The sequence below is a fragment of the Mycobacterium sp. SMC-4 genome, assembly GCF_050205565.1.
GTDB lineage: Bacteria > Actinomycetota > Actinomycetes > Mycobacteriales > Mycobacteriaceae > Mycobacterium.
In genome coordinates this window covers 33,770-58,000 of the sequence record NZ_JBNMQU010000002.1, presented here as the reverse complement: position 1 = coordinate 58,000, position 24,231 = coordinate 33,770, and the positions used below count along the sequence as shown (strand labels likewise).

Sequence of the window (24,231 nt, the reverse complement as noted above, 5' to 3'; positions counted from 1 at the left end):
CCTCGAAAGGACTTCACCTGATGGCCGACACGTCCCCCACCCCGCTAAACCACATCGGCGGGCGGTGGCGCTCCTCAGCGCAGTCATGGAAGCTGACCAACCCCGCCGACACCCGCGAGACCGTTGCGACGGTGCCCGCCGCCGATGCCGCCGACATGACGGAGGCGATCGATTCGGCCGCGGCGGCCGCCCAGGCCTGGTCCAGGACGCCGGCTTTCGAGCGCGCCCAGGTTCTCGACAGGGCAGCGGATCTGATGGACGCGCGGCGGGAGCTCTTCGCGCGCGCCGTGACCTTGGAGATGGGTAAACCCATCACCGAGTCGCGAGTGGAGGCCGGCCGCATGGTCGAGCAGACCCGCTACTTCGCCACCACGGCCCGCCAGCAGGAGGGGTACACCGCCAACCTCGCCAATGTGGGCGAATTCGCCTACACGTTCCGCGCACCGTTGGGGGTCGTGGGTCTGATCTGCCCCTGGAACTTCCCGGCCATGATCACGAACTGGAAACTGGCCCCGGCGTTGGCCTTCGGCAATGCGGTGGTGTTCAAACCTGCCGAGATCGCCCCCCTCAGCGCCACGCTCCTGGTCCAGGTCTACCTGGAGGCCGGCGTACCCCCCGAGGCGTTGAACCTGGTTCTGGGCAGTGGATCGGTCGTCGGACCGATCCTGACGTCCCATCCCGCGGTGGCAGGCATCAGCTTCACCGGCTCCACCGAGGTCGGACTGCGCATCGCCGCACAGGCCAGTGGCCACGGCAAGCGGGTGCAGTGCGAGATGGGCGGCAAGAACGCACTGGTTGTCATGCCCGACGCCGACCTCGACAAGGCGATCGCGGCGATAATGGTCGGCGGCTACGGCACATCGGGCCAGCGCTGCACGTCGAGCAGCCGGGTGCTCGCCCATCGCGACATCATCGACGACATCCAACAGCGGCTCGAAAACGCGGTGGGACAACTGGTCGTGGGGCCGGGTCTCGACGAGAGGACCACCGTCGGCCCGATGGCTTCCGAGCAGCAGCTCTCGGCCACTCGCGAGACTCTGGAGGCCGCGCTGGTCGACGGGGCGAAGGTGATTTGCGGTGGCGGTCTCCTGACCGCCGGCGAGCACGCCCACGGCTGGTTCATGGAGCCGACCCTGCTGCGCGCGCCCAACGACGGCGCCGCCATGCACGAGGAGATTTTCGGGCCGGTCGTGTCGGTGCATGAGTTCGACAGCCTCGATGAGGCCATCGCATTGAACAACGCTGTGCAATACGGGCTTTCGGCATCGATCTACACCCGAGACCTGGTCGCTGCGCAGCGTTTCGTGCACGAGTCCGACACCGGCATGGTGCACGTGAACCGCCCGACCGTCGGCGCCGAACCGCACCTGCCCTTCGGTGGCGCGAAGGCCTCGGCACTGGGTAGCCCCGAGCTCGGCGCGGCCGCGCAGTTCTACACCAAGACCCGCGCCGCGCACCTGAGTTGGCTGTCATGAACGAGGTGATGATCGAGCACCCGGCCCCCGGCGTCGCCGTGGTGCGGATGTGTGCCCCGGAACGCAAGAACGCCCTCACCGGAGACAGCGCCCGCCAGCTCCTGGCCGCGTTGCGTGCGGTCGACGCCGACGAGGAGGTCGGTGCGCTGATCCTGACCGGCACCCCCGAAGCGTTTTGTGCCGGCGCTCACCGCGATCTGCTGGATGCTGTCAGCTGCGGTGAACCGCAGGCAACGGCCGACATCAGCGATGTGTACGAGCTGTTCGAGGTGATGCGCACCAGCCGGGTCCCCATCATCGCTGCGGTGCGTGGCGCAGCTGTCGGCGCAGGGCTCAACCTCGCTCTGGCTGCCGATGTTCGGGTGGTTGCGGACAACGCGTACCTGCGTTCGATGTTCGTCGCCAACAGCATCCATCCCGGCGGCGCCCATCTGCAGATGCTAGAGCGGCTGGGCGGCCGGGAAGCGACAACGCTGATGGCCATCCTCGACGAGCCGTTGTCCGGAGCCGCGTTCGCCGAAAGGGGATGGGCCGCCGAGGCCCTGCCCGACCACGAGGTGGAGAACCGGGCCTTGGCGTTGGCTCGGCGCGCCGGTCGCGCGGCCGGACTGGCGCGGTTGATCAAGGCCAGCGCTGCCGTCACGGCCGAGATGTCGTCCGCCGCGGCCGCGGCGTACGAAGGGGCGCGGCAACGGAAGACGTTGACCGACAGGCGATTGGCGGCGATGAATTCGCCGAAAAGCGTTACATCGACGACATAAAACTATTAACTTCATATTTTAATGTTTTAACGGCTACGGCAGCGTTCTCGCGCAGCCCGCCACTACTCCCCATCACCCCGCCCCCAGGAGATCTAGGATGGCAATCTCGCTCGAACCACCAGGACAGGACTCCGTGTCGGACGACGACGAACGCCTGCGTCGACTCGGCTTCAAGAACGAGTTCAAGCGCGACATGGGCCCCTGGGCCAACTTCGCGCTCGGCTTCACTTACCTGTCCCCCGTCGTCGGCATCTACGTCACGTTCGCGTTCTCGCTCGCGGCGGGCGGCCCGCCGATGATGTGGGCACTCGTGATCGCGGGTTTGGGTCAGTTGCTCGTGGCGCTGGTCTTCGGCGAGGTCGTCTCCCAGTTCCCACTGGCCGGCGGCATCTACCCGTGGGCACGCCGACTGTGGGGGCGACGCTGGGCCTGGCTGACCGGCTGGATCTACATGATGGCGCTGTTCGCGACCATCTCGGCGCTGGCCTACGGCTCGTCGCCGTACATCTGCGCGCTGTTCGGTATCGAGCACACCACCACTTCCACGGTCGTCGTAGGACTGGTCCTACTGGCGATCTCGACGGTGATCAACTTCCTCGGCACCGAGGCGCTGTCGATCGTGGCCAGGATCGGCTTCTCCGCCGAGTTGCTGGGTGCACTCGCCGTGGGTCTGTGGCTGCTGATCACCGCACGCCAGCACGACTTCTCGGTCTTCTTCGACTCGTTCGGCGCCGGCGGATCCGACGCCTACATCTACGCGTTTCTGGCGGCTGGGTTGATCGGCGTTTACCAGTACTACGGTTTCGAGGCCTGTGGTGACGTGGCTGAAGAGGTGGCCGATCCCAGCCGTCGCATCCCCAAGACGATGCGGATGACCATCTACGTCGGCGGTGCGGCAGCCATCTTCATCACGGTCGCGCTGACCCTGGCCGTCACCGACTTCGGCGCTGTCATCCGCGGCGAGGACACCGATCCGATCAACACGGTCCTGGCCTCGGCGTTCGGCGACGTGGGCTCGAAGGTCGTACTGGTGGTGGTGCTGCTGTCCTTCATCTCTGGCGCGCTGAGCCTGCAGGCGGCCGCTAGTCGACTGCTGTTTTCCTATGCGCGCGACGGGATGATCGGTGCCAGCGCAGCGCTTTCGAAGATATCGCCGAGTCGGCGGGTACCACTGCTGGCGCTGACGGTGTCGGGTCTGGTGCCGGCGATGGTGCTGATGATCACCTTCATCTCCACTGACACACTGGCCAAGATCGTCTCGTTCGCTACAGCGGGTATCTACCTCGGGTTCCAAATGGTGGTGCTGGCCGCTCTGCGCGCGCGGATGAAGGGGTGGCGTCCGTCCGGACCGTTTACTCTGGGCCGCTGGGGCATGGTCGTCAACGTGGCCGCCCTGATCTGGGGTGTTGCGGCGATCACCAACATGATCTGGCCACGCACTCCCGACGTGTCTTGGCTGGACAACAACATCGTCTCGGTGATGCTTCTCGGCGTCATCGCCGTCGGAACCGTCTACATGCTGGTCAGCGGGCGGGCCGAGGCCAGCGACGCACCGTACAGCGACGCGATACCCACATCGGACGACCCCACCAAAGTCTGATCCGCGACACCGGACCACGCCTGAGTCTTTCGAAAGGACACCATGACCGCCATCCAGTCCGCTCCCGTCGCGCGACGCATGGTCACCGAATTCCCCGGCCCACGCTCACGTGAATTGCACGGCCGTCGCGCCGCAGCAGTAGCCGACAGCATTGCTTCCACGCTGCCGGTGTACATCCGGCGCGCCGAAGGCGCACTGCTCGAGGACGTCGACGGCAACACGTTCATCGACTTCGGTTCCGGCATCGGCGTCCTCAACGTCGGCAACACCGCACCGGCAGTCGTCGAACGGGTACAGCTGCAAGTCGCCGAGTTCACCCACACCTGTTTTCTGCTGGCCCCCTATGAGGGATACGTCGAAGTGTGCGAGCACCTCAACCGCTTGACGCCCGGAACTCACGAAAAGCGTTCCATCCTTTTCAATTCCGGGGCAGAAGCGGTGGAGAATGCGGTGAAGGTGGCACGTGCGGCTACCGGTCGCAGCGCCATCGTGGTGTTCGACCATTCGTTCCACGGGCGAACCAACCTCACCATGGCGATGACGGCCAAGGCGGTACCCAACAAGCAGGGCTTCGGACCGTTCGCCAACGAGATCTACCGCGCGCCGATGTCGTATCCGTTCCGTGACGGGCTCGACGGCGGTGCTGCCGCCGCCCGCGCCATCGACATCATCGAAAAGCAGGTCGGCCGTGACGCCGTCGCCGCGATCGTGATCGAACCCATCCAGGGCGAAGGCGGATTCATCGTGCCCGCCGAGGGTTTCCTGCCCGCGCTGGCCGAATGGGCTCGCGATGCCGGGTCCCTGTTCATCGCCGACGAGATCCAGAGCGGATTCGGTCGCGCCGGAACGATGTTCGCCATCGAACACGACGGCGTGGTGCCTGACATCGTGATCACCGCCAAGGGCATTGCCGGCGGCTTGCCGCTGTCGGCGATCACCGGACGCGCCGAGATCCTCGACGGGGTGCGCAAAGGCGGTCTCGGCGGTACCTACAGCGGCAATCCGATCGCATGCGCGGCAGCACTGGGCACCATCGAGACGCTGGAGTCGCAGAACCTCGTGGCGCGGTCTGGGGCGATCGGACAACGCATCGGCGTCCGACTCGAGGATATGCGCGAGCGGTACGAAATCGTCGGCGACGTGCGTGGGCGCGGCGCGATGCGTGGGCTGGAGTTCGTCCGTCCTGGTGGGACGGAGCCGAACCCCGAAGCTTGCGCACAGGTCGCCGGTCACTGCCACAAGCACGGGGTGCTGGCGCTGGCCGCCGGCACCTACGGCAGTGTGATCAGGCTGCTGCCTCCCCTGGTGATCACCGACGAGTTGGTCGACGAAGGACTCGACGTGCTCGAGGAAGCGCTCGCCGCGGTGAACCCTGGGTAGCATCGGACACCGCCAAACCGACCACATATCCGATACGCGAGACGATCGTGACCGCCGACGCTGATTCCCAGCACCAGTTGACTCGACAGACGGTGTTCTCGCCGCTGTCGGACAGCGGGCGCGTGGAAGAGGTCGGGCAGCGCATCGCTTCGGCCGTGCACCTGGGTCTGCTGGTCGACGGCGAGCAGTTGCCGTCGGAAGCGGAACTGGCCGCCCAACTGAGTGTTTCGACCGTAACGCTGCGGGAGGCGCTGGTCCATCTCCGGGCTCAAGGGCTCATCGAGACCCGACGCGGACGCAACGGCGGCTCATTCATTCGGGCTGGCGCCGGCACGCCCAAGGACGTGCTCTACAACCGGCTGCGGCGGCTCAGCGCCGCCGAGTGGCGTGACCTCGGCGACGAACAGATGGCGATCGAATCGGCCATCGCGTTCGTCGCCGCAGAACGGGCCACCGAGGAGGATGTCGAGCGGTTGCATGCGGTGATGGAGCTGCTCCCCGCAGCCACCACGCCGGCGGCGCGCTACCAGGCCGACAGCCGGTTCCATCTGGCTCTGGCGGTGGCCTCGCAGTCCGAGCGTCTGACCCGTAGCGAGATCCGCATCCTCGGCGAGACTGCCGACGTGTTGTGGCTGCCTAATCCCGACGACGAACTCGACCAGCGCAAGGTGCAGGATGCCCACGCTGAGATCGTCGCCGCGATCGAGGCCGAAGACAGCGAACTGGCCGCGCGGCTGGCACGCGCACACGCACAGGCGGGCACTCGACGGATCCGCCAATTGCAATTGCGCGCAGTGGCGGCCGACAAGCAACGCAATGCTCGGAGGTCACCGTGAGCGAAGAGACCTGGGAAACCGATCTGAAGAAGGCCGCCGCGGAGGTCGGCGCCGTGGTCGAAGGCATCTTTACGGTGTTGCGTGACGGCGCCGAGGACGCGGCCCGCTTGTGGTCCAGGATTGCCGACGACACCGGGACTGTTCGGACGGTTGACCTCGCGGCGTTGAGAACACCCATCGAAGCGCGGCTGGAATCGCACCGGTACTTCGACGGGACCGGTTTGGTCGTGGATCCGAGCGCGCTGCGCGACGCAGAGCGCTACCAGGAATGGTGGCGGCCCAGCGTTGCCGGCGGATACGAATTCCTCGATGTGAACATCGGTTTCGGCGAAGAACCGTACGATTACACCGGCATGTCCTGGTTCGTCGGCGCCGCACGCGGGCTCGACAGCGTCCGAGGACCTTACGTCGATCTGTCGGGTTCGGACCTCTATGTGTTGACCTTCGCCGTCCCGGCGAAGGTCAACGACACATTCATCGGTGTGTCGGGCGCCGACATCACCGTCGCCAACTTCGAGAGTCTGGTTATCGGTGAGCTGTCAGCTCTAGACAGCGAGGTCGTCGTCGTCAATTCCGCTGATCGCGTGGTGATTTCGAGCTCGCCCGACTACTTCCCCGGCGAGCGAATGCGTGCCGCCGGAAATCGCGACACCCACATCGGCGGACCCGGGGTCAACTGGCGCGTACACCGCGTCTGAGGACCATGCAAAGCCCGCATGGCACATCGATCGCACGCATAGCACCATTCCGGTGCTCGCGCTCAAGCGCGTTTGACGCGTGCGTCAGGCTTCCGGCGTTCCCGGCTGCTGCTTACGTTGTGCGAGTTGATATTTGACGAGCGCCACCAGAGCTTTCGGGTTCTTGGCGAAGGCGCTCGCCGCCTGCAGACCCATTTTGACCTTCTGACCGACGGTTGGTTGCTGCTCAGGCTCCACGAGTGCCCTCTCTCGATGCGGATGACCTTCGCACAATAGCGGTAGCGATCGGTTCGCGGGCGGGTCGGTCAGAGCTCGGCGCGTTCGACGGGAACCAGTTCGGCCAAGCCGCTGACGGCGAACGTGGTCATCAGCACCGGATTGGCGATGACCTTGCTGATGCGCTCGGACAACGTGAACAACACGTTGATGCCGGCACTGTCGACGTACTCCACCTGGCTCAGATCGATGGTCAGTGATCCCGCATTGTTGTCCGCCGCAGCGGTCAGTGTGCGCCGAAACGCCTCGATGTTGCTCAGATCCACTTCGCCGGAAGCGACCACGATGAGATCGCCGGTGTCTTCCCGGGTGGTGTCGACGGTCAGCGACGCGGACATCAGTTGAGCCTCGCGGACAATTCGACTCTCGTTCCTGCCGTGTCGTGTTCGATGGTGACCTCGTGCATCAGCTTCCTCATGAGATCGATTCCTCTGCCGCGGTTCAACTCCGGATCGGTGCGCGGCTGCTTCCACGATCCGGTGTCGACGATTGTCAGATGCAGACGTTCCGCCGAGGCGGTCGCCCGCAGCCTGACGGTGCCTTCCGGGGTGTGCCGGTGACCGTGCTCGATCGCGTTGGCGACGGCTTCTCCGGCCGCAACCAGGACGTCGGTCGCACGGTCTGGAGCCAATCCGGCCCTGCTGAGCCAACCGCGCAGCGCGGCGCGTGTCGGCGCCAGATTGCCGGCATCGGCAAGGAACTCCAGCTCCAGCGGGACGGGTTGGCGATAGAGCAGCAACACCACGTCGTCTTGATACCCGCCCTCGGGTGCGAGATCCGCCATCGTCTGATCGGCCAGGTCGTCCAGCTGCGAGTTGCGCCTGTCCTGGACGTAACCAGCGGCCCGTGAGATGCCCTGCTCGAGCGCGACCTGCCGCCGTTCCACCAGTCCGTCGGTGTAGAGCACCACGGTGGCGCGTGGCGGAATGGTGACCCGCGCCTCCGGACGCGGGCGGTCGACCCGTATCCCCAACGCGATGGTGTGGCCTCCGTCGAGCGCCTCGATGCTCCCGTCCGCGTGCACCAGGATGGGCGGCGGGTGACCGGCGCTGGAATACACCATCTCTCCGGTCTCGGTGTCCAGCACCGCGCAGACCGCGGTCGTGCACGGCGCCCCGGGCAGACGCGCGGCGAACCGGTCCAGACCCACGAGCGCCGCCCCCGGACTCGGATTGGCGAACAGCAGCGCGCGGCAGGCGCTGCGCACCTGCCCCATCACCGTCGCCGCCGCCAGGCCGTGCCCGACGCAGTCACCGACGACCAGCGCGATCCGTCCGTCCTCGAGATCCACGACGTCGTACCAGTCCCCGCCGACCTGCAGTGGCTTGCTCGCTGCTTGATAGCGGACGGCGAATCCCTGCGGAAGATCGGCGGGCCCCAGGATCGCGTGCTGCAGAGCCAGTGCGGTCTCCCGCTGCTGATCCACCTGGTACACCCGCTGAAGGCCTTGACTGAGCCGACCGGCCAGCACGGTCAGCAGTGTCTGGTCCTCGAGTGTGAAGGGCCGCTGTTCGGCCAGATCGATCCAGACGACGAGCACCCCCTCGGGATGCTGTACCGAGATTCCCGCAGCGCCCGGACTCGCGGCGTGGGGTGTGAGTAGCTCACCGTCGCGCAGCGTCAGGAGGATGTCACGCTCCCGCGCCGGCACCGCGTCCCACTCGGTGTCCTCACCGACCGACACCACCTGCGGGGCGGTGCGCACGGAGGCGGCGGGCATCGGGAACGTGACCGCCAGGACGCGGCGCGCCCGCCATAGTCGACGGAGTTCCTCTGCTGCGGCGTGTACGGCTTCGCCAACTGAATTCGCTTGTGCCAGTTCCTGGTTCAGTGCGTGCTCGCGGCCCTCGGCCAACGCCAGCGCGATGGCGGCGTGCCGGGCGAAGTCGCTGACCAGCTCGAGGTAGGCCTCGTCGAAACGGGGTTGGTGGATCCGTCGGGCGACCGCGATGACGCCGAGCACCCGGTCGTCGGCCATCAGGGGCATCACGATCGCCGACCGCTCCCCCACGTCGGTGAACCCTTCGATCGGGTACTGGAACGAATCGGTGATCAGCGGCAGGCCCCGCCGGGCCACACCTCCGCTGGTGGAGCCGTCGATCGGAACCTGACTGCCGATGACTTCCGCGGTGTACCGGCCGGCGGTGGCGGCCACCACCAACGAGGTGACGTCCTCGCCGGGAAGCTCGGCCTCTTTGGGCACCAACAGAATCGCCTGCTCGGCGTCGGACAGCTCCAGTGCCAGGTTCACGATCAACTGGAGGGGACCCAACTGAGGGTCCCCGGACAGCAACGCGGTGGTGATCTCGCGGCTGGCTCGCGTCCACTTCGCCGACTCACGTTCCTGCTCGAACAGCCGCGCGTTGTCGATGGCTGCTGCCGCTGCGGTCGCCAGGGCCCGCACAGCGCCCTCCTGCGCGTCGGTGAACTCCCGGCCCGGCCGATCCTCGACGAGGTACAGCGTGCCGAAGTCGGCGCCTCGCACGACGATGGGGACGCTGAGAACGGCTCGATCGGCTCCCGCTCGACCCTGGGCGAGCTGTCGTGCGGCGGCGTCGTCGTCGACGCCGGCGCCGACGAAGGAGACGAATTCGCCGCCCGGCCCGCGCACCGCCAACGTGGCGTACCGGGCACCGCTGAGTTCCTGCGCAGCGTGGACGACGCGATCCAACGTCACATCGAAATCCAGATCGGAGCCGATGGCGATGATGGCCTGAACGAGCTGTTCCATGTGATCCCGAGCGGTGACCAGCTCGTCGAACTTTTGCTGCAGGTCACCCGGGCGGTTGTCCATCCCTCCAACCCTAGACCTACGGATCGCCGCGATCGGCGTCCGTCGTGGGCGGGGCGGATTTGTCTGAGGCGACGCCGTGCCACTGATTTGGCAGTTCGCGTCATCATGCAGGGAGCAACCTCCCGGTAGCTGCGCAGCATAGGGAAGACTGGAGTGGTGCCGGACCGCGACGTGCCACCAGGGCTGCGAGAGCGAAAGAAACAACAGACGCGGATGGCTATCCGCCGTGAAGCCTTTCGGTTGTTCGCCGAGCAGGGCTATGCGGAGACGACCATCGAACAGATAGCTGCCGCTGCCAACGTGTCGCCCCGAACCTTCTACCGCTATTTCGGTAGTAAAGAAGCCGTCCTGGTCACCGAAGACATGGTTGAACCGATCGTCACGGCGTTCGCGCAGGCTCCCGAACAGTTGGACTACATCGACGCCTACCGGCACGCGGTTCGTCAGGTGTACGGCGGCCTGACGCCCGAGGAGCGTGACGACGTGCTTGCCGGCGAGCGGTTGATGTACGAGATCCCCGAAGCGCGCGGCGTGCTCTACACCGGGTACGTCCAACTCATCGACTCGATCGCCGACGTCCTCCAAACACGGTCCGACGACGCCGTCGACGACTTCGAACTCCGGGTGATGGCCGGGGCCATCGCCGGGGTGTTGATGGCGGCATCGCACGGGACGCCCCTGCCCGACCAGTCCCTGGACCGGGCCCTGAAGATTCTCTCCTCCCGGATGTCGTGACCGAGTCGACGCGCGTGGATCGATGGCTGTGGGCGGTGCGGCTGACCAAGACGCGCCCCGACGCCGCCGAGGCGTGCCGGGGAGGTCACGTCCGCGTCAACGGTCGCGTCGCGAAGCCGTCGACGACGGTGGTCGCCGGTGACGAGGTGCGCGCGCGGATCGGGGATCGCACCCGCATCGTGGAGGTCCTGCAACCGATCCCCAAGCGCGTCGCAGCTTCGGTCGCGGTGAGCTGCTACCGCGACCGCACACCGCCTGAGCCGCGGATTGCAGCACCTCCGGTCGCGATCCGCGATCGCGGGGCCGGGCGTCCGACCAAGCGTGACCGCCGCGCCCTCGACAGGTGGCTGGGCTCGGGCCGTTAGCTGCGGGCGCTGCCGTTCGGGTTGAAGTGGAAGTTGGCGATCGCCGCGGACAGGCCCGTGCCGATGGGACCGTCGGCGTCGAACAGGGTGGCGCTTCCGGTGGCGATCCCGTCGGAGCTGTAATGCGTGAGCGCGGCCAGTCCGATGTAGGGGCCGCGCGGCAGCCGGCTCAGCGCCAGGGTGTAGTCGGCATTGATGAACGACAGACCGGCCGTCCCGAAGTTGGTCAACGAACTCGTCACGTCAACGGCCATCGCCGCCCGCACGAACGGCGTCAGCGGCTCGCCGTCGACGAGGTCGCGGATCTCGCGCAACCACGCGTGGCGTGGACCGTCGTGCTGCCACGGAAAGCCGCCTGGTTCGGCCGGTTCGCCACCGTGAGCGGTGATGAACATCGGGGTGGAGTCGTCGAACTCTGCGGGTTCCTCGGGCAGCGGCGGCATTTCGACCGGTGTGGTGAAGAACTGCCCGCCAGGCTGTTCCCCGCGGCGCAGGCACAGCGTCGAAGCGCGCGCGACGAGTTCACCGTCCTGGGTCATCGTGGCGTCGATCGAGCGCATGCGCCGACCGGAGCGGGTGACCTCCGCGCAGACGCGCACCGGCGCGGTGGCGACACGGCGCAGGATCTCGACGGTGAAGCGCGCCGGATGCAGGTCGGGGTCGTCGATCTCCTGCTCCACCGACCGGGCCAGCAGTCCGCCGACGACCTGCCCGCCGAGCGTCGGGCCCCATCCGCCGTGGGCGACGGTGTTGGGCATGAAACCGTCTTCATGCGGCACCAGGAACGGGGTCGGGCGGCGGGCTGTCATGCGCGACAGCATACTGAAGCCCTTACGGTAAAGCCTTACCCGCCGAGTTCGGTGACCGCGGTGTCGAGTGCCGTCGCCTGGGCGGTCAGTTCGGACTCACTGAGATTCGTCGATCCCCCGGTGCGCTCGAGAAGCGCCGCTCGGGAGATGACCTCCAGCGCGCCGCGGTTCTCGTCGCTGTCGGAGTCGCCCGCCGTGAGAATCTTCGTGCGTCCCTCGATCAGGACCAGCGTCGCGTCCGGTCCGGCGTCCAGCAGCCTGCGAAGATCATCGGTGGAAATCGTCATGCCTTGGTTATGCCCGGTCCGGGCGGTCTCACACTCACCGGATGCGGAGTTTCCTCGCCGTCGGCGACGGGTTGGTCCCAGCTCGACCAGGTGTACCGCTCCTCGTGCGCGACCGCGCTTCCGAGCATGAAGGCGCGGTGATAGCGGTTGGATCTGGCGATGGTCGCCAACCACGTAGCCACCGTCGCGACGCGGTTGCTGAGTCCGGTCAGGAACGCGATGTGGATGAAGCCCCACGCCAGCCAGCCCAGGAATCCGGCCACTTTGATCGGTCCCACCTGCAGCAGCGCCTTGCGTCGACTGATGTACGCCGCGGAACCGAGGTCCCGGTAACGGTAGGACTTGCGGCGTCGGCCGACGAGATCGCGGCGGATGCAGGCCGCGACGTGCATGCCGCCCTGCATGGCGTTCTCGGCCACCCCGGGCAGATTGTCGCGACCCACCAGGTCCCCGACGACGAAGATCTCCGGAAAGCCGGGCACTGACAGGTCGGGCTCGACTGCGATCCGGCCGGCTCGGTCGGACTCGGCGCCGAGAATCGTGGCGATGCGGCGGGCGAACGGAACGGCTTCCACACCGGCGGTCCACAGCACCGTTCGGGTGGCGTAGTCCTCGCTCGGACCGCCGGCCTTGGGCGTCACCGTCACCCCGTCCTGCCGCACATCGGTGACGCGGACGCCCAGCCGCAACTGCACGCCGAGGTCGGTCAGCGCCGCGCAGGCCTTGTCCGACAGGTCGGGCGCGAAACTCTTGAGCACCCGCGTGCCCCCGTCGAAGAGCAGCACCCGGGCCTCCCGCGGCTGAATGCTGTGGAACTCGTTGGCCAGCGTGCGGGTCGCCATCTCCCTGATCTGCCCGGCCAGTTCCACCCCGGTGGGTCCGCCGCCGGCGACGGCGAACGTCAGCCAGCTGTCCCGTTCCGGCCCGGGCGGAAGGCTCTCCGCGATCTCGAAGGCCGTGAACAGGCGCTGACGGATGCTCAAGGCGTCGTCGAGCGTCTTCATCCCGGGCGCCCACCGCGCGAAGTGCTCGTTGCCCATATAGGACTGCTGCATGCCCACGGCGATCACCAGCACGTCGTAGTCGACGGTGAAGGTGGATTCGTCGGGCCGCAGTGCAGTCAACCGGCGGGCGGTCGGGTCGAGGTCGATGGCTTCGCCGAGCAGCGTCCTGACGTTGGCCTGGCCGGCGAACTGCTCCCGAAGCGGCCGACTGATGTGACCAATGCTCAATGTGCCGGTCGCGCACTGGTACAACAGCGGCTGGAACAGATGACCGGCTGCGCGGTCGAGCAGCGTGACGTCGACGTCCGCATTTTTCAGGCGCCGCGCGCAGAAGAGACCGCCGAACCCGCCACCGATGATGAGCACTCGTGTCCGTTCCATGCCTCGCAGGCTAACCACGGGAAGTAACGCCGAATCGTCACATGACGAACTAACCCTCACAATCCCCCAACGGAGCGCGGCCAGGCGGGCGTGCCGGAAGAGGAGAAACGATGACACGAACATGGTTATCTCGATCGCTTCGGCGACGGATGCTGGCCGGGCTGGCGGCGGCGCTGCTCGTCCCCGGTCTGGTGACCGTCGCCGGCGGATCGGCCACCGCGGGCGCCTACTCCCGTCCCGGTCTGCCGGTGGAGACCCTGATGGTCCCCTCGGCGGCGATGGGCAGGGACATCCCGGTGAAATTCCAGGGCGGCGGACCCAAGGCCGTCTATCTGCTCGACGGGCTGCGCGCCCGGGACGACAACAGCGGCTGGGACATCGAGACCGCCGCGTTCGAGAACTACTTCGAATCCGGGCTGTCGGTCGTCATGCCGGTCGGCGGCATGTCGAGCTTCTACACCAACTGGCAAGGGCCTGCGGTCGGCAACGGACAAACCTACAACTATCAGTGGGAAACGTTTCTGACCTCAGAACTGCCGGCCTACCTGGCGGCCAACAAGGGCATCTCCCAGACGGGCAACGCCGTGGTCGGCCTGTCGATGTCGGGAAGCGCAGCGCTGATCCTGGCCGCCTACTACCCGGGTCAGTTCAGCTACGCCGCATCGCTGTCGGGGTACCTGAACCTGTCTGACGGCATCTGGCCGGCTCTGGTCGGTATCGCGATGCGTGACGCCGGCGGCTTCAGTGCCAGCACGATGTGGGGTCCGGGCGGGGGTCCGGCCTGGAAGCGCAACGACCCGACGGTCAACGTCGGAAAGCTGGTCGCGGCCGGGACGCGGATCTGGGTGTACTGCGGCACCGGGCGGCCGGGAGAACTCGGCGGCGGTGGTGACTTCCCCGGGCAGCTGCTGGAAGCCATCACGCTGAACAGCAACCGCGAGTTCCAGCGGCAGTATCAGGCTGCGGGCGGAAGCAACGGCGTGTTCAACTTCCCGGCCAACGGCACCCACGGATGGGGCTACTGGGCCTCGCAGCTCAACGCGATGAAGGGCGACATCCAGCGCACGCTGGGCGTGTGACCTTTCCTGGAACGGCAACGGCCGCCGCAGGCTCATGCCCGCGGCGGCCGTTCCGTGGTGACGATCAGAATGTCGGGACGAACACGCCGTTCAGCCAGACACCCCAGTGATTCCAGCCCTCGTCCCAGACCTGCGGGTTACCCGCGGCCCACACCGGGTCGACCGGCTTCGGCGGAGCCCACGCCGGCGGCTGACCGGTGTTCGGGCCGGCCGGCGGCACCGCCGGCGGCTGCCAGTTCGCGGGCTGAGCCGGCACGGTGTGGCTGGGCTGAGCCGGTTGGCCGTGGCCGGGCTGAGCCGGGACGGTGTGGGCGGGCTGGCCCGCGGCGGCGGGGCTCGGCTGGGCCGGGACGGTGTGGCCCGGCTGGCCCGGTGCCGGCGGCGCCGGCTGCGGTTGGGCGCCCGCAGAAGCGGCGACACCCACCGCGCCGGCGGCCATGCCACCGACAACAGCGGCGCTGGCAAGAATCCGGGTGAACTTCATCGGTCACAACTCCTTATCCCGGGTCCGTCCGGACCCGTATTGAGTGAGTACGGCTGACTACTAACCTGCTCTACGGCGACATAAACCCGTGGTACAGGTTGAAACTGTCCGATGTGGCCCAGCCCACACCCCCGGATGGCGTTCACTACACACATGGGTGACCGACTACGCGCCGAGTTGCAAAGGGCGCTCGACGACGGCGGCCCCGCAGCGGAGGCGGCGCGCATCGCGCTGGGGAGCGGTGCAATCCGCCGACGCCTGGAAGCCGGCCTGCGGGCCTTCGCCGAGCATCGCGGTCCGCGCAGCAGCACCTGCCCGTCCGACGCGGCCCGCGCGGTAGGTGGCGAACAGTGGCGCGACCTCATGGACTGTGCGCGCGAAGTCGCCGCGGAGATGGCGCGCCGAGGCGACGTGCAGATCACCCAGCGGGGCCGGGTGCTCGATCCCGACGCGCAGTGGCGCGGGCCCGTCCGGATCAGGACGACGAGGACCGATCCGTGACCGAGGCAGACCGGCAGCGCTGGGATCAGCGGTATACCCAACGGGGCTGCGCCCACCACGACGAGGTGGCTTTGCCCACGCCGTTCCGGGATTTCGCCGACATCTTCCCGACCGCCGGATCGGCACTGGACCTCGCCTGCGGTCGCGGCGGTGCCGCGGTGTGGCTGGCGCTGCGCGGGCTGAATGTGTCCGGCTACGACGTGTCCGGGGTGGCGGTCTCCCAGGCGCGGGAATGGGCCGTGCGCACCGGCTGCGCCGAGCGCTGCCACTTCGAGGTCCTCGATCTGGACGGCGGCCTGCCGGCCGGTCCGCCCGCCGACGTGATCATCTGTTCCCGGTACCGCGACGCTCGCCTCGACGACGCACTCATCGCGCGTCTGGCGCCGGCCGGACTGCTGGCCATCAGTGCGCTCAGTGAAGTCGGGGCGGAACCGGGCCGCTTCCGCGTCGCCCGCGGCGAACTCGCCCGGGCGTTCGGGGAGCTCGAGGAACTGGCCGCCGGCGAAGGCGACGGGTTGGCCTGGGTGCTCGCTCGCAAGCCGCCACTTGCGAAGATCAGCGCGTGGCCGACACCCCGCTGACCGTCGGTGCGCTGCTGGCGCGCGCCGTCGAGGACCATCCCGAGCACACCTACGTCGTCGACCCCGACGACCGACTGACCTACACGCAGGCCGAGCAGCGCTCCGCTGAGTACGCGCGCCGCCTGCTTGCCCGAGGCGTCGGCAAGGGCACGCGGGTAGGACTGTTCTTTCCCAACGGCACCGCCTGGGTGACCTGGTGGCTGGCAGTGTCGCGGATCGGTGCGATCGCCGTGCCGCTGAGCACGCTCTACCCCGCCGCCGAACTGGCCAAGGTGGTCCGGTTGGCCGACATCGCCGTGCTGGTGGCGCCCGAGCGTGTCCTGAACATCGACGTCGCCGCACTGTTCGAACAGGCCTGGCCCGAACTGGCCGACCAGCGCCCCAGCCGGGTGATGCTCCCGGGCGCACCGTATTTGCGCGCTGTTCTGATCGCCGGCACCGAGCGGCCGCGGTGGGCCGACGACCCGAGCCGGGACGACCCCGTCGGCGAGAACCTGCTGGCCCGCGCCGAAACCGAAGTCACCGCAGCAGATCTGGCGATCATGGTGCACACCTCGGGTTCGACAGCAGATCCCAAGGGCGTGCTGCACACCCACGGCACGCTGGCCCGTCAGACCTCCACGTGGCCCGACGCGATCCGCGCGGTCACCCGATCGGCTGCTGAGCCGGTGATTCTGTGCGCGATGCCGTTCTTCTGGATCGGCGGCGTCCTGGCGGTCACCGGGGCGCTGCACGAAGCGGTCACCCTCCTGGTGCTGCCCCGGCTGGATCCTGCTGTGGCACTTGACCTCATCGAGGACCAGCGTGCGACGGGCGTGGTGGGATGGCCGGCCTTCACCCAGCGGTTGCGCGAACACCCAAACTTCGCCGAGCGTGACCTGTCCTCGGCGCCGATGCTGCGCGACGGCCCCCTCGACATCGCGATGACCAATGTGCCCGACGGCTTCCCGGCGCACCGCACGATGTCGGAGACGGCAGGCGGCTTCGCCTATACCGACATCGCGATCGTCGACGAGAACGGAACGCCTGTCGATGACGGGACCGTCGGCGAACTGTGGGTGCGCGGCATCGGGGTGATGGCCGGCTACAACAAACGTGAACGCGCCGACACCTTCGACGCCGACGGCTGGTACCACACCGGGGACCGCGTCTACCGTAAGCCCGGCGACCCGCGGCTGTTCTACGTCGGCCGCAGCACAGACCTGATCAAAACCTCGGGCGCCAACGTCTCACCGCTGGAAGTCGAGGCCGTGATCGAAGGATTCGACGACGTCGCGCAGTGCGTCGTGATCGGGATCGATCACCCTCAGCGGGGCGAAGAGGTGTGCGCGGTCGTGGTCGCGGCCGGCGGCGAGGTGGACACCGCGTCGATGCAGCGACGCACCACCGCGCTGCTGTCCTCCTACAAGGTGCCGACCCGATGGGTCACCGCCACCAGCGACCAGATCCCGACGCTGGCCAGTGGCAAGCTGGACCGAAAGGCGTTGCGCGCATGGGTACAAGACAGGATGGCCTGATGACCGAACGCATCTCGTTTCCCTGTAGCTCCGGCCCGATGCTGGCGGGCGTGGTCGAGATGCCCGACGGTCCGGTGCGCGGCTGGGGTGTCTTCTCGCACGGCTTCACCCTGGGCAAGGACTCCCCCGCCGCCAGCCGCATCAGCAAGCAGCTCGCCGCGGAAGGCATCGGCATGCTGCGGTTCGACAATCTGGGCCTCGGCGATTCCGAAGGCGACTGGGCGGACGGGTCGTTCTCGCACAAGGTCGCCGACACCGCGCGCGCCGTGCAGTTCATGAACGAGTCCGGCCGCGAGGTGCGGCTGCTGGTCGGCCACTCGTTCGGCGGCGCCGCGGCGATCGCGGCCGCCCACGACTGCCCGACGGTGGCTGCGGTCGCCAGCATCGCCGCGCCGTGCGAACCGGCGCACGTGGAACGCATCTACGACGCGCTGGTCGACCGCATCGAGGAAGACGGTGAAGCACCGCTGCTCATCGGCGGGAAAGCGCTGACGCTCAAACGTCATTTCGTCGAAGACGTCCGGGCCGTCGACCTCAAGGAACACATCGCCACGTTGGGCCGCGCACTGATGATCATGCATTCCCCCACCGACAACACCGTGGGTATCGACAACGCGAGCAAGATCTTCCAAGCCGCCCGCCACCCCCGCAGCTTCGTGTCGCTCGAGGGTGCGGACCACCTGCTCACCGGCAAGGACCAGGCGGCCCGTGCGGCGCGGATCATCAGCGCCTGGGCCGACCCCTACCTGTAGCGCACCGACGGTCAACCCTCGTCGCCGCCCACTTCTGCGGGCAGCGGTGGCGGCAACGGCGTCGTCGGCGTCGGTGACGACTGGACCTCCGGGCTGGTGGAGGCGCCGGCGCCGTGGAAGTCGAGCATCGTCTCCTCGCGGATGATCTTCTCGCCGGAGCTGATCACCAACGACTCCGCGGTCACCATGTACTCGACGCCGTCGCGCGTCGCGGTGAACGCACCGTCCGAGGACCGGGTCGCCGGCGTCACCAGACGCGCGCCGTCGCGGACCCGCACCCCACGGTAGGTGAGGTCGCCGTCCTCGCTCTCACAGATCGCGACGCGCGAGGACTCGGTGTACCCGAACACCACCGCGGTGTCGGGTGCCGCGCAGCGGGCCGTCGAGTCGATGTACCCGCGCTCGTCGGATTCCGGTGCGCCCCAGGCCGCCGGGGCGGCGAGCAGCCCGGCGCTCGCGGCTGCGGCCGCGGCGAGGACGAGACGATGCGGTTTCGGTCGGGTGAGCAATCGTTGTGCGAACATCACCTTCCACCAGAGCACAGCCTGCGGCATCGCGCCGCTTACGACCCTCGATGAGCACGCATCGTTGGCCGTCTGAGACCGGGTCGTAATAACTTCGGCTGCCCCGGCGATCAAAGAACTGATGACTCTACGAACGCGAGCCCTGGTAGCCCTTGCCGCTCCGCTGATGGCGTGTGCCCTGGTGGTGAGTCCCGTCGGCACGTCACTGGGTCCCGCCGGGACCGCGCAGGCCGCCCCGTTCGTGGTCAAGGACTTCTCCAAGCCCGCCATCGTGATCCTCGGCTACGGCCTCAAACCCGACGGCACGATGCGCACGATCCTGCACACCCGTCTGCTGGCCGGGCTCGCGGTGGCTCACATCTTTCCGCAGGCACCGGTGATCGTGACCGGCGGAAACCCGCGCAACGGCAACACCGAGGCAGGGCAGATGCGCAAGATGCTGCGCCTGCTGGGGCTGCCCGACGAACGGATCATCGTCGAAGATCGAGCCAACAGCACTGTGCAGAATGCGCGCTTCTCGGTGCCGCTGGTCAACAAGGCCGGGGCATCAGGCATCATCCTGGTCACGTCGTCGTCACATCAGGGGCGCGCGGACGGCAACTTCGCCGATGCAGGCGCCAATGTGCTGGCCACAGTGAGCTTCCCGGACAACAACCCCACCCTCAACGTCACTCAGTTCGTCCGCGACGTCCTCAGCCCCTTCATCACGATCACCTGACGGGTTCAGTCGAACCCGCCGAGCAGGTACTCCGCGCGGCATGCCAGGCGAGCCAGCTTGCCGCTGGTGGTCCGCGGAATCGACCCGGCCGGGACGACCCGGACATCGGCGACCTCGATGCCGTGACGGTGTGCGACCGCGGTCCGTATCAGCTCGGCTGCCGCCGCCGGATCGGCGCGTCCCGTCCCGGTTGCCCGTTCGGCGACCACCACCAGCTGCTCCTCGTCGACGGTGAAGGCGGCGACGTATCCCCGCCGGATCACCGGTGACGCGTCGGCGACCGTGGTCTCCACATCGTGCGGGTAGTGCACCAGGCCGTTGATCTGGACGGCGTCGGCCAGTCGGCCGGTGACGAAAAGCTCGCCGTCCAGGTAGAAGCCGAGATCGCCGGTGCGGAACCAGTTTCCGTCCAGTTTGGCGCCCTCGGCATGGCTGTGTTCGGGCAATGTGCGGAGCAGTCGAGCGTGGAAGGCGTGCTCGGTGTCGTGCGGGCGGTCCCAGTAGCCGCGGCCGATGTTGTCGCCCTGCAGCCAGGTTTCGCCGACGGTCCCGTCGGGTTGTTCGGATCCGGTGTCCGGATCGACGATCACGCACCACAGGCTGCGCGCGATGTGGCCGCACGACACGTGGCCGAGTGCCCGGGGATGGTCGGCCGTCACCGGCACCACGCGACCCCGGCTGAGCTCGTGCCGGTCGGTGTGGACCACGCGCGCCTGCTCGGACGGGTCGATCGTGGAGACGAACAACGTGGCCTCGGCCAGTCCGTACGAAGGTTTGAAAGCGGTGGGAGGCAATCCGAATGGCGCGAACTTCGCGTTGAATGTCGTGATCGCGTCGAAGCTCACGGGTTCCGAACCGATGATCAACGACACGTTGCTCAGGTCGATGTCGGCGCCGGCGGCCGGAACCCCGCGCGCGGCAGCCCATTCGTAGGCGAAGTTGGGTGCGGCGGTCACGACGCGTCCGGTGCGCGATCCGGCAGACAACGCTTCGATCCATCGCAGCGGCCGGCGCAGGAAAGCCGTCGGCGCCATCAGCGTGGTGTGGCCACCGTAGACGGTGGGAAAGCCGATCATCGACAGACCCATGTCGTGGTAGAGCGGTAACCAACTGACGCCGTGGGTGTTTCGGTCCAGCAGGTCGATCGACAGGATCATCTGCAGGAGGTTGGTGCCGACCGCGCGGTGGGTGATCTCGACGCCGACCGGTGGTCGTGTCGCCCCGCCGGTGTACTGCAGATGCGACACGTCGTCGACACCGATGACGGTGGGCGAGAACATCGTCGCCGCCGAGTCGGGCATCTCGTCGACGGTCAGGACCTCGGCTGGGGTGAACGACGCCATGGTGCCCAGGAAGTCCTCGACAGCCGGCCGGGCCGCGGCCGTGGTCAAAATCGCGGTGGGGCGGGCGTCGCGTAGCGCAACGTCGAGTCTCTCGGTGTGCCCGGGCAATTCGGGTGCGAACAGGGGAACGGCGATGGCGCCGGCGCGGATGGCGGCGAAGAACGCCGCGACATACTCCAGCCCCTGGGGCGCCAGGATCGCCACGCGGTCCCCGCGTGCGGTCACCTGTTGCACCCGGGCGCCGATGGCCTGCATCCGCACACCGAGTTCGCACCATGTCAGTTGACGAACGCCGGGGTCGGCAGTCCCGGTGAAGTCCAGATAGCGGTAGGCGACGGTGTCGCCGACATTGGCGATGTTGCGCTCGATCAGTGAGATGAGCGTGACCCCGGGCGGCAGATCGATGCTGCCGTCGGGAGCAAGGCAGTCCTCGATCTGTAGCAGGCCCATGCCCTGCAGTCTACGGGTTGCCCCGAAACCCGGTCGCCACCAACGGGTCCCGATGATCAGGCGATGATGCGCACCAGGTACGGCGTCATGTTGCCGGTGCGCACCGCCGACACCGCGACACCCTTGTCGGTGGTCTCCACCATCTGCCCGTTACCGATGTAGAGCGCCACGCTCTGAGTGCCCTCGGGTCCGTAGAAGATCAGGTCGCCGGGCAGCGCCATCGAGGGCACGACCTTCTGGCCGACCTTGTACTGCTCGCCCGACGAGCGGGGCAGCTTCACCCCTGCCCCGGCGTACGCGTAGACCATGAGTCCGGAGGCGTCGAAGCCGACGACCTCGATGCGCGGCGCCGGTGCGGGTGCGGTCAGCGGCGGTGCCGGCGTGGCCGGCGGCAGGTTGAGCCCGGGCGCCAGACCCAAAGGTGCCGCTTCGATTTGGGGTTCTTCCGGTGTGGGCGCGGCGACCGTGCCCTTGCTGGGACCGGACGCTCCGCCACCGCCGTAGGCGAACGGCACGCCGCGTTGCGACAGCGCCCGGGCGATGACGAGATCGACGGCTTTCTGGTTGGTGGCCGAGCGCGTGATGTCGGCGGTCGCGAGGCCTGGTGTCGCCACCAGCAGCGCCAGACCGATCATCAGGACAAGGACGCGTCGCATCGCACTTCCACCGCTTTCCCGTTATCGGCGCCTCCGCAGCGCCGAGCTCAAACAACAACTGTCACTATGATCACTTCTACACCACGGTGCAGACAGTTTTTGACGTCGTCGCAGGAGCCCGGCCGGACGGATGCACAACCGGAATCGAACGGTGACCTACGTCGGCGCCCGGCCCTTTAGGGTGCCGGGCGCCGAACGCAAGAAACGGGAATCAGGACTTCAGTGCGGCCAGAGCGGCGTCGTAGTCCGGCTCCTGGCCGATCTCCGGAACCAGCTCGGTGTAGGAGACGTTGCCGTCGGCGCCGACCACCACGACCGCGCGGGCCAGCAGACCGGCCATCGGCCCGTCAGCGATGGTGAGGCCGAAGTCCTCGCCGAAGCTGCTGCGGAACGCCGAGGCGGTGGTGACGTTCTCGATGTTCTCTGCCCCGCAGAACCGCTTCTGAGCGAACGGCAGGTCCTTGGACACACACAGGACCGACACTCCGCCGGCGGCGGCACGCTCGTTGAACGTACGCACGCTCGCGGCGCAGACCGGGGTGTCCACCGACGGGAAGATGTTGAGCAGGATGGGCTTGCCACTGAACTGGTCGGTGCCGACGGTGCCCAGATCAGTACCGGTGAGGGAGAAGCTGGGTGCCGCTGAGCCGACAGCAGGCAGCTCGCCGACGGTGTTGATCGGGTTTCCACGCAACGTTATCTGTGCCATGGACACAGTCTGCCAAGTGTGGCCCGTGTGGGCGCGTCCGGGTCGCGGGCTCTCAACCGGTGCCGTAGAAGCGCGCGACGTCGGGCGAGTCCAACCACCTCTCGTACGTCGGCCCCTGTGGCCATCCCGGCGGGGAGTCCTGCCACTCCTCCTGCCGGCCCCACGGCAGCAGATCGATCAACGGAAACGTGTGGCTGAGTTGTTCGGTGCCGCGCCCGTTGGTGTGCCAGGTGCGGTAGACCGTGTCTCCGTCGCGCAGGAACACGTTGACCGCGAACCCCGTGTTGGGTGCGGCATCGACGTCGGCGGCGAAGCTGCTCTGCGACGACGAGTACCACTCCATCGTGTTGCCGACTTTGTCGCGGTAGGCCAGCGCTTCCTCGATGGGGCCCGCGGTCACGATGACGAAGCGCGCGTCGTAGTTGTCGAGAAACTGCATCCGGGTGTACTGCGACGTCAGCCACGTGCATCCGCCGCACTGCCACTCGGCGCCGTCGGTCCACATGTGGTTGTAGACGATCAGCTGACTGCGCCCGGCGAAGATGTCGGCCAGACGCACCGGCCCGTCGGCGCCGATCAGCGTGTATTCGGGCATCTCGACCATGGGTAGCCGGCGCCGTTGCGCGGCGATCGCGTCGAGCTCGCGGGTGGCGGCTTTCTCGCGCTCCCGCAGCTCGGCCAGCGCCGCGCGCCACGTCGGTTCGTCGACCACGGGCGGTAGGGCGCTCGGTCGGGTCGTGCGCGGTTCGGTCATGGCAGTGCCTCCGCTCGATGTCGTGTCAACCGATACTGACCGCATCCGCCCGTGAAAGTCATCGATTGGCAGGATGTCGGGCATGCCCGATACCTGGACGACTCAGCTCTGGACGGCGATCACCCCGATCTTCGACGCGATCGTGTCCCATCCGTTCATCACCGGTCTGACCGACGGCAGCCTGGCCCCGGAGTCGTTCGCCCACTACGTGGCCCAGGACGTGCACTATCTGCGGGCCTACGCCCGCGCCCTGGCCGTCGTCGCGGCCAAGGCCTCCACACTGGCCGAGAGCGCGATGTTCGCCCGGCACTCGGCGGAGGTCTTCGACGTCGAGATGGAATTGCACAGTGAGCTGCTGCCCGCCCTCGGGTTGACCGCCGAGGCGGTCGACCAGGTTCCCGTCGGACCGACCACGCAGGCCTACAACAGTTACCTGCTGTCCACGGTGCACAGCGGCAGCTTCGCCGACGGTCTGGCGGCGGTCCTGCCCTGCTACTGGATCTACGCGCAAGTCGGTACCGCACTGTTGCAGCAGGGCTCGAGCGACCCGCGCTACCAGCGTTGGATCGACAGTTATGGCGGCGAGGAATTCGCCGCGACGGTCACCGAGGTTCTGGCGGTCACCGACCGCGTCGGTCGGACCCTGACCGCGCAGCAGGAAACCGTGGCCCGGGCTCATTTCGTGACGACGTCGCGGTACGAATGGATGTTCTTCGACGCCGGATATCGACAGGAGAAGTGGCCCATCTGAACGCGCCGCGC

General features: G+C 67.6%; 27 protein-coding genes. 15 read left to right on the top strand and 12 right to left on the bottom strand.

The genetic code is table 11. The annotated features are described in order from the left end of the window. Positions 1-20: 20 nt before the first annotated feature. The 6 genes from ACQI46_RS04995 (at position 21) to ACQI46_RS04970 (ending at position 6,750) form a co-directional block, all read left to right on the top strand. Complete coding sequence (locus ACQI46_RS04995; RefSeq protein WP_427092870.1) at positions 21-1,475, top strand: aldehyde dehydrogenase family protein; 1,455 nt, start codon at positions 21-23, stop codon at positions 1,473-1,475. Next, complete coding sequence (locus ACQI46_RS04990) at positions 1,472-2,236, top strand: enoyl-CoA hydratase/isomerase family protein (protein ID WP_427092869.1); 765 nt, start codon at positions 1,472-1,474, stop codon at positions 2,234-2,236. The genes ACQI46_RS04995 and ACQI46_RS04990 overlap by 4 nt, the downstream gene beginning before the upstream one ends. 97 nt (positions 2,237-2,333) lie before the next feature. Then, entirely contained in the window at positions 2,334-3,836 is a 1,503-nt protein-coding gene (locus ACQI46_RS04985; protein ID WP_427092868.1) for an APC family permease, read from the top strand. 42 nt (positions 3,837-3,878) lie between these two features. Then, on the top strand, positions 3,879-5,216 hold the full coding sequence (gabT, locus tag ACQI46_RS04980) for a 4-aminobutyrate--2-oxoglutarate transaminase (RefSeq protein WP_427092867.1): 1,338 nt from the start codon (positions 3,879-3,881) through the stop codon (positions 5,214-5,216). Between the two features lie 47 nt (positions 5,217-5,263). Next, a complete protein-coding gene (locus ACQI46_RS04975) occupies positions 5,264-6,052 on the top strand; it encodes a FadR/GntR family transcriptional regulator (RefSeq protein ID WP_427092866.1) in 789 nt (262 codons plus the stop codon). Continuing rightward, the gene (locus ACQI46_RS04970) at positions 6,049-6,750 is read left to right on the top strand and encodes a cache domain-containing protein (protein ID WP_427092865.1); all 702 of its coding nucleotides are present in this window, start codon (positions 6,049-6,051) and stop codon (positions 6,748-6,750) included. Before ACQI46_RS04975 ends, ACQI46_RS04970 begins: the two co-directional genes overlap by 4 nt. Before the next feature lie 84 nt (positions 6,751-6,834). Here the strand turns inward: ACQI46_RS04970 and ACQI46_RS04965 are convergent, their stop codons facing one another. The 3 genes from ACQI46_RS04965 to ACQI46_RS04955 form a co-directional block, all read right to left on the bottom strand. Next, complete coding sequence (locus tag ACQI46_RS04965) at positions 6,835-6,987, bottom strand: hypothetical protein (protein WP_427092864.1); 153 nt, start codon at positions 6,985-6,987, stop codon at positions 6,835-6,837. 68 nt (positions 6,988-7,055) lie between these two features. Then, positions 7,056-7,364, bottom strand: a complete 309-nt coding sequence (locus tag ACQI46_RS04960) for an STAS domain-containing protein (protein ID WP_427092863.1) — start codon at positions 7,362-7,364, stop codon at positions 7,056-7,058. Further along, entirely contained in the window at positions 7,364-9,820 is a 2,457-nt protein-coding gene (locus tag ACQI46_RS04955; RefSeq protein ID WP_427092862.1) for a SpoIIE family protein phosphatase, read from the bottom strand. Before ACQI46_RS04955 ends, ACQI46_RS04960 begins: the two co-directional genes overlap by 1 nt. A gap of 213 nt (positions 9,821-10,033) precedes the next feature. Here ACQI46_RS04955 and ACQI46_RS04950 point away from each other — a divergent pair, with 213 nt between their 5' ends. Further along, positions 10,034-10,555, top strand: coding sequence for a TetR/AcrR family transcriptional regulator (locus tag ACQI46_RS04950; RefSeq protein ID WP_427092861.1), 522 nt, complete (start codon positions 10,034-10,036; stop codon positions 10,553-10,555). Then, positions 10,552-10,920, top strand: coding sequence for an RNA-binding S4 domain-containing protein (locus tag ACQI46_RS04945; protein WP_427092860.1), 369 nt, complete (start codon positions 10,552-10,554; stop codon positions 10,918-10,920). Before ACQI46_RS04950 ends, ACQI46_RS04945 begins: the two co-directional genes overlap by 4 nt. Here ACQI46_RS04945 and ACQI46_RS04940 read toward each other — a convergent pair. The 3 genes from ACQI46_RS04940 to ACQI46_RS04930 are packed head-to-tail and all read right to left on the bottom strand — an operon-like array spanning position 10,917 to position 13,401. Beyond that, positions 10,917-11,729 (bottom strand): thioesterase family protein, encoded by an 813-nt coding sequence (locus ACQI46_RS04940; RefSeq protein ID WP_427092859.1) that lies wholly within the window; start codon positions 11,727-11,729, stop codon positions 10,917-10,919. The two genes, ACQI46_RS04945 and ACQI46_RS04940, sit on opposite strands and share 4 nt — an antisense overlap. 35 nt (positions 11,730-11,764) lie before the next feature. After that, on the bottom strand, positions 11,765-12,016 hold the full coding sequence (locus tag ACQI46_RS04935) for a hypothetical protein (protein WP_427092858.1): 252 nt from the start codon (positions 12,014-12,016) through the stop codon (positions 11,765-11,767). Continuing rightward, entirely contained in the window at positions 12,013-13,401 is a 1,389-nt protein-coding gene (locus ACQI46_RS04930) for an NAD(P)/FAD-dependent oxidoreductase (RefSeq protein WP_427092857.1), read from the bottom strand. Before ACQI46_RS04930 ends, ACQI46_RS04935 begins: the two co-directional genes overlap by 4 nt. A gap of 110 nt (positions 13,402-13,511) precedes the next feature. On the opposite strand from ACQI46_RS04930, the gene ACQI46_RS04925 reads away from it, so the two are divergent. Then, complete coding sequence (locus tag ACQI46_RS04925) at positions 13,512-14,480, top strand: alpha/beta hydrolase (RefSeq protein ID WP_427092856.1); 969 nt, start codon at positions 13,512-13,514, stop codon at positions 14,478-14,480. Between the two features lie 64 nt (positions 14,481-14,544). On the opposite strand, the gene ACQI46_RS04920 is transcribed toward ACQI46_RS04925, so the two are convergent. Then, a complete protein-coding gene (locus tag ACQI46_RS04920; RefSeq protein WP_427092855.1) occupies positions 14,545-14,964 on the bottom strand; it encodes a hypothetical protein in 420 nt (139 codons plus the stop codon). Positions 14,965-15,117: 153 nt separating this feature from the next. Between ACQI46_RS04920 and ACQI46_RS04915 the strand changes: the two genes are divergently transcribed. From ACQI46_RS04915 to ACQI46_RS04900, 4 genes are read left to right on the top strand one after another with little or no spacing between them, the layout of a single operon-like run. Then, entirely contained in the window at positions 15,118-15,465 is a 348-nt protein-coding gene (locus ACQI46_RS04915) for a DUF3253 domain-containing protein (protein ID WP_427092854.1), read from the top strand. Beyond that, positions 15,462-16,046, top strand: a complete 585-nt coding sequence (locus ACQI46_RS04910; protein WP_427092853.1) for a class I SAM-dependent methyltransferase — start codon at positions 15,462-15,464, stop codon at positions 16,044-16,046. The genes ACQI46_RS04915 and ACQI46_RS04910 overlap by 4 nt, the downstream gene beginning before the upstream one ends. Next, on the top strand, positions 16,028-17,563 hold the full coding sequence (locus ACQI46_RS04905; protein ID WP_427092852.1) for a class I adenylate-forming enzyme family protein: 1,536 nt from the start codon (positions 16,028-16,030) through the stop codon (positions 17,561-17,563). Before ACQI46_RS04910 ends, ACQI46_RS04905 begins: the two co-directional genes overlap by 19 nt. Continuing rightward, positions 17,563-18,315, top strand: coding sequence for an alpha/beta hydrolase family protein (locus tag ACQI46_RS04900; protein ID WP_427092851.1), 753 nt, complete (start codon positions 17,563-17,565; stop codon positions 18,313-18,315). Before ACQI46_RS04905 ends, ACQI46_RS04900 begins: the two co-directional genes overlap by 1 nt. A gap of 11 nt (positions 18,316-18,326) precedes the next feature. Here the strand turns inward: ACQI46_RS04900 and ACQI46_RS04895 are convergent, their stop codons facing one another. Then, positions 18,327-18,839: a hypothetical protein gene (locus ACQI46_RS04895; RefSeq protein WP_427093187.1), complete on the bottom strand. Its 513-nt coding sequence runs from the start codon at positions 18,837-18,839 to the stop codon at positions 18,327-18,329. Positions 18,840-18,960: 121 nt separating this feature from the next. Here ACQI46_RS04895 and ACQI46_RS04890 point away from each other — a divergent pair, with 121 nt between their 5' ends. After that, positions 18,961-19,557 (top strand): YdcF family protein, encoded by a 597-nt coding sequence (locus ACQI46_RS04890; protein WP_427092850.1) that lies wholly within the window; start codon positions 18,961-18,963, stop codon positions 19,555-19,557. Positions 19,558-19,562: 5 nt separating this feature from the next. Here ACQI46_RS04890 and ACQI46_RS04885 read toward each other — a convergent pair whose 3' ends face one another. The 4 genes from ACQI46_RS04885 to ACQI46_RS04870 form a co-directional block, all read right to left on the bottom strand. Next, complete coding sequence (locus tag ACQI46_RS04885) at positions 19,563-21,350, bottom strand: fatty acyl-AMP ligase (protein ID WP_427092849.1); 1,788 nt, start codon at positions 21,348-21,350, stop codon at positions 19,563-19,565. Positions 21,351-21,406: 56 nt separating this feature from the next. Continuing rightward, positions 21,407-22,006, bottom strand: coding sequence for an NlpC/P60 family peptidoglycan-binding protein RipD (gene ripD, locus ACQI46_RS04880; RefSeq protein ID WP_427092848.1), 600 nt, complete (start codon positions 22,004-22,006; stop codon positions 21,407-21,409). Between the two features lie 211 nt (positions 22,007-22,217). Then, complete coding sequence (tpx, locus tag ACQI46_RS04875; RefSeq protein WP_427092847.1) at positions 22,218-22,715, bottom strand: thiol peroxidase; 498 nt, start codon at positions 22,713-22,715, stop codon at positions 22,218-22,220. Positions 22,716-22,767: 52 nt separating this feature from the next. Next, positions 22,768-23,469, bottom strand: a complete 702-nt coding sequence (locus tag ACQI46_RS04870) for a DUF899 domain-containing protein (protein ID WP_427092846.1) — start codon at positions 23,467-23,469, stop codon at positions 22,768-22,770. Between the two features lie 73 nt (positions 23,470-23,542). Here ACQI46_RS04870 and tenA point away from each other — a divergent pair, with 73 nt between their 5' ends. Next, positions 23,543-24,220 (top strand): thiaminase II, encoded by a 678-nt coding sequence (tenA, locus tag ACQI46_RS04865; protein ID WP_427092845.1) that lies wholly within the window; start codon positions 23,543-23,545, stop codon positions 24,218-24,220. The last annotated feature ends 11 nt before the right edge of the window (positions 24,221-24,231 follow it).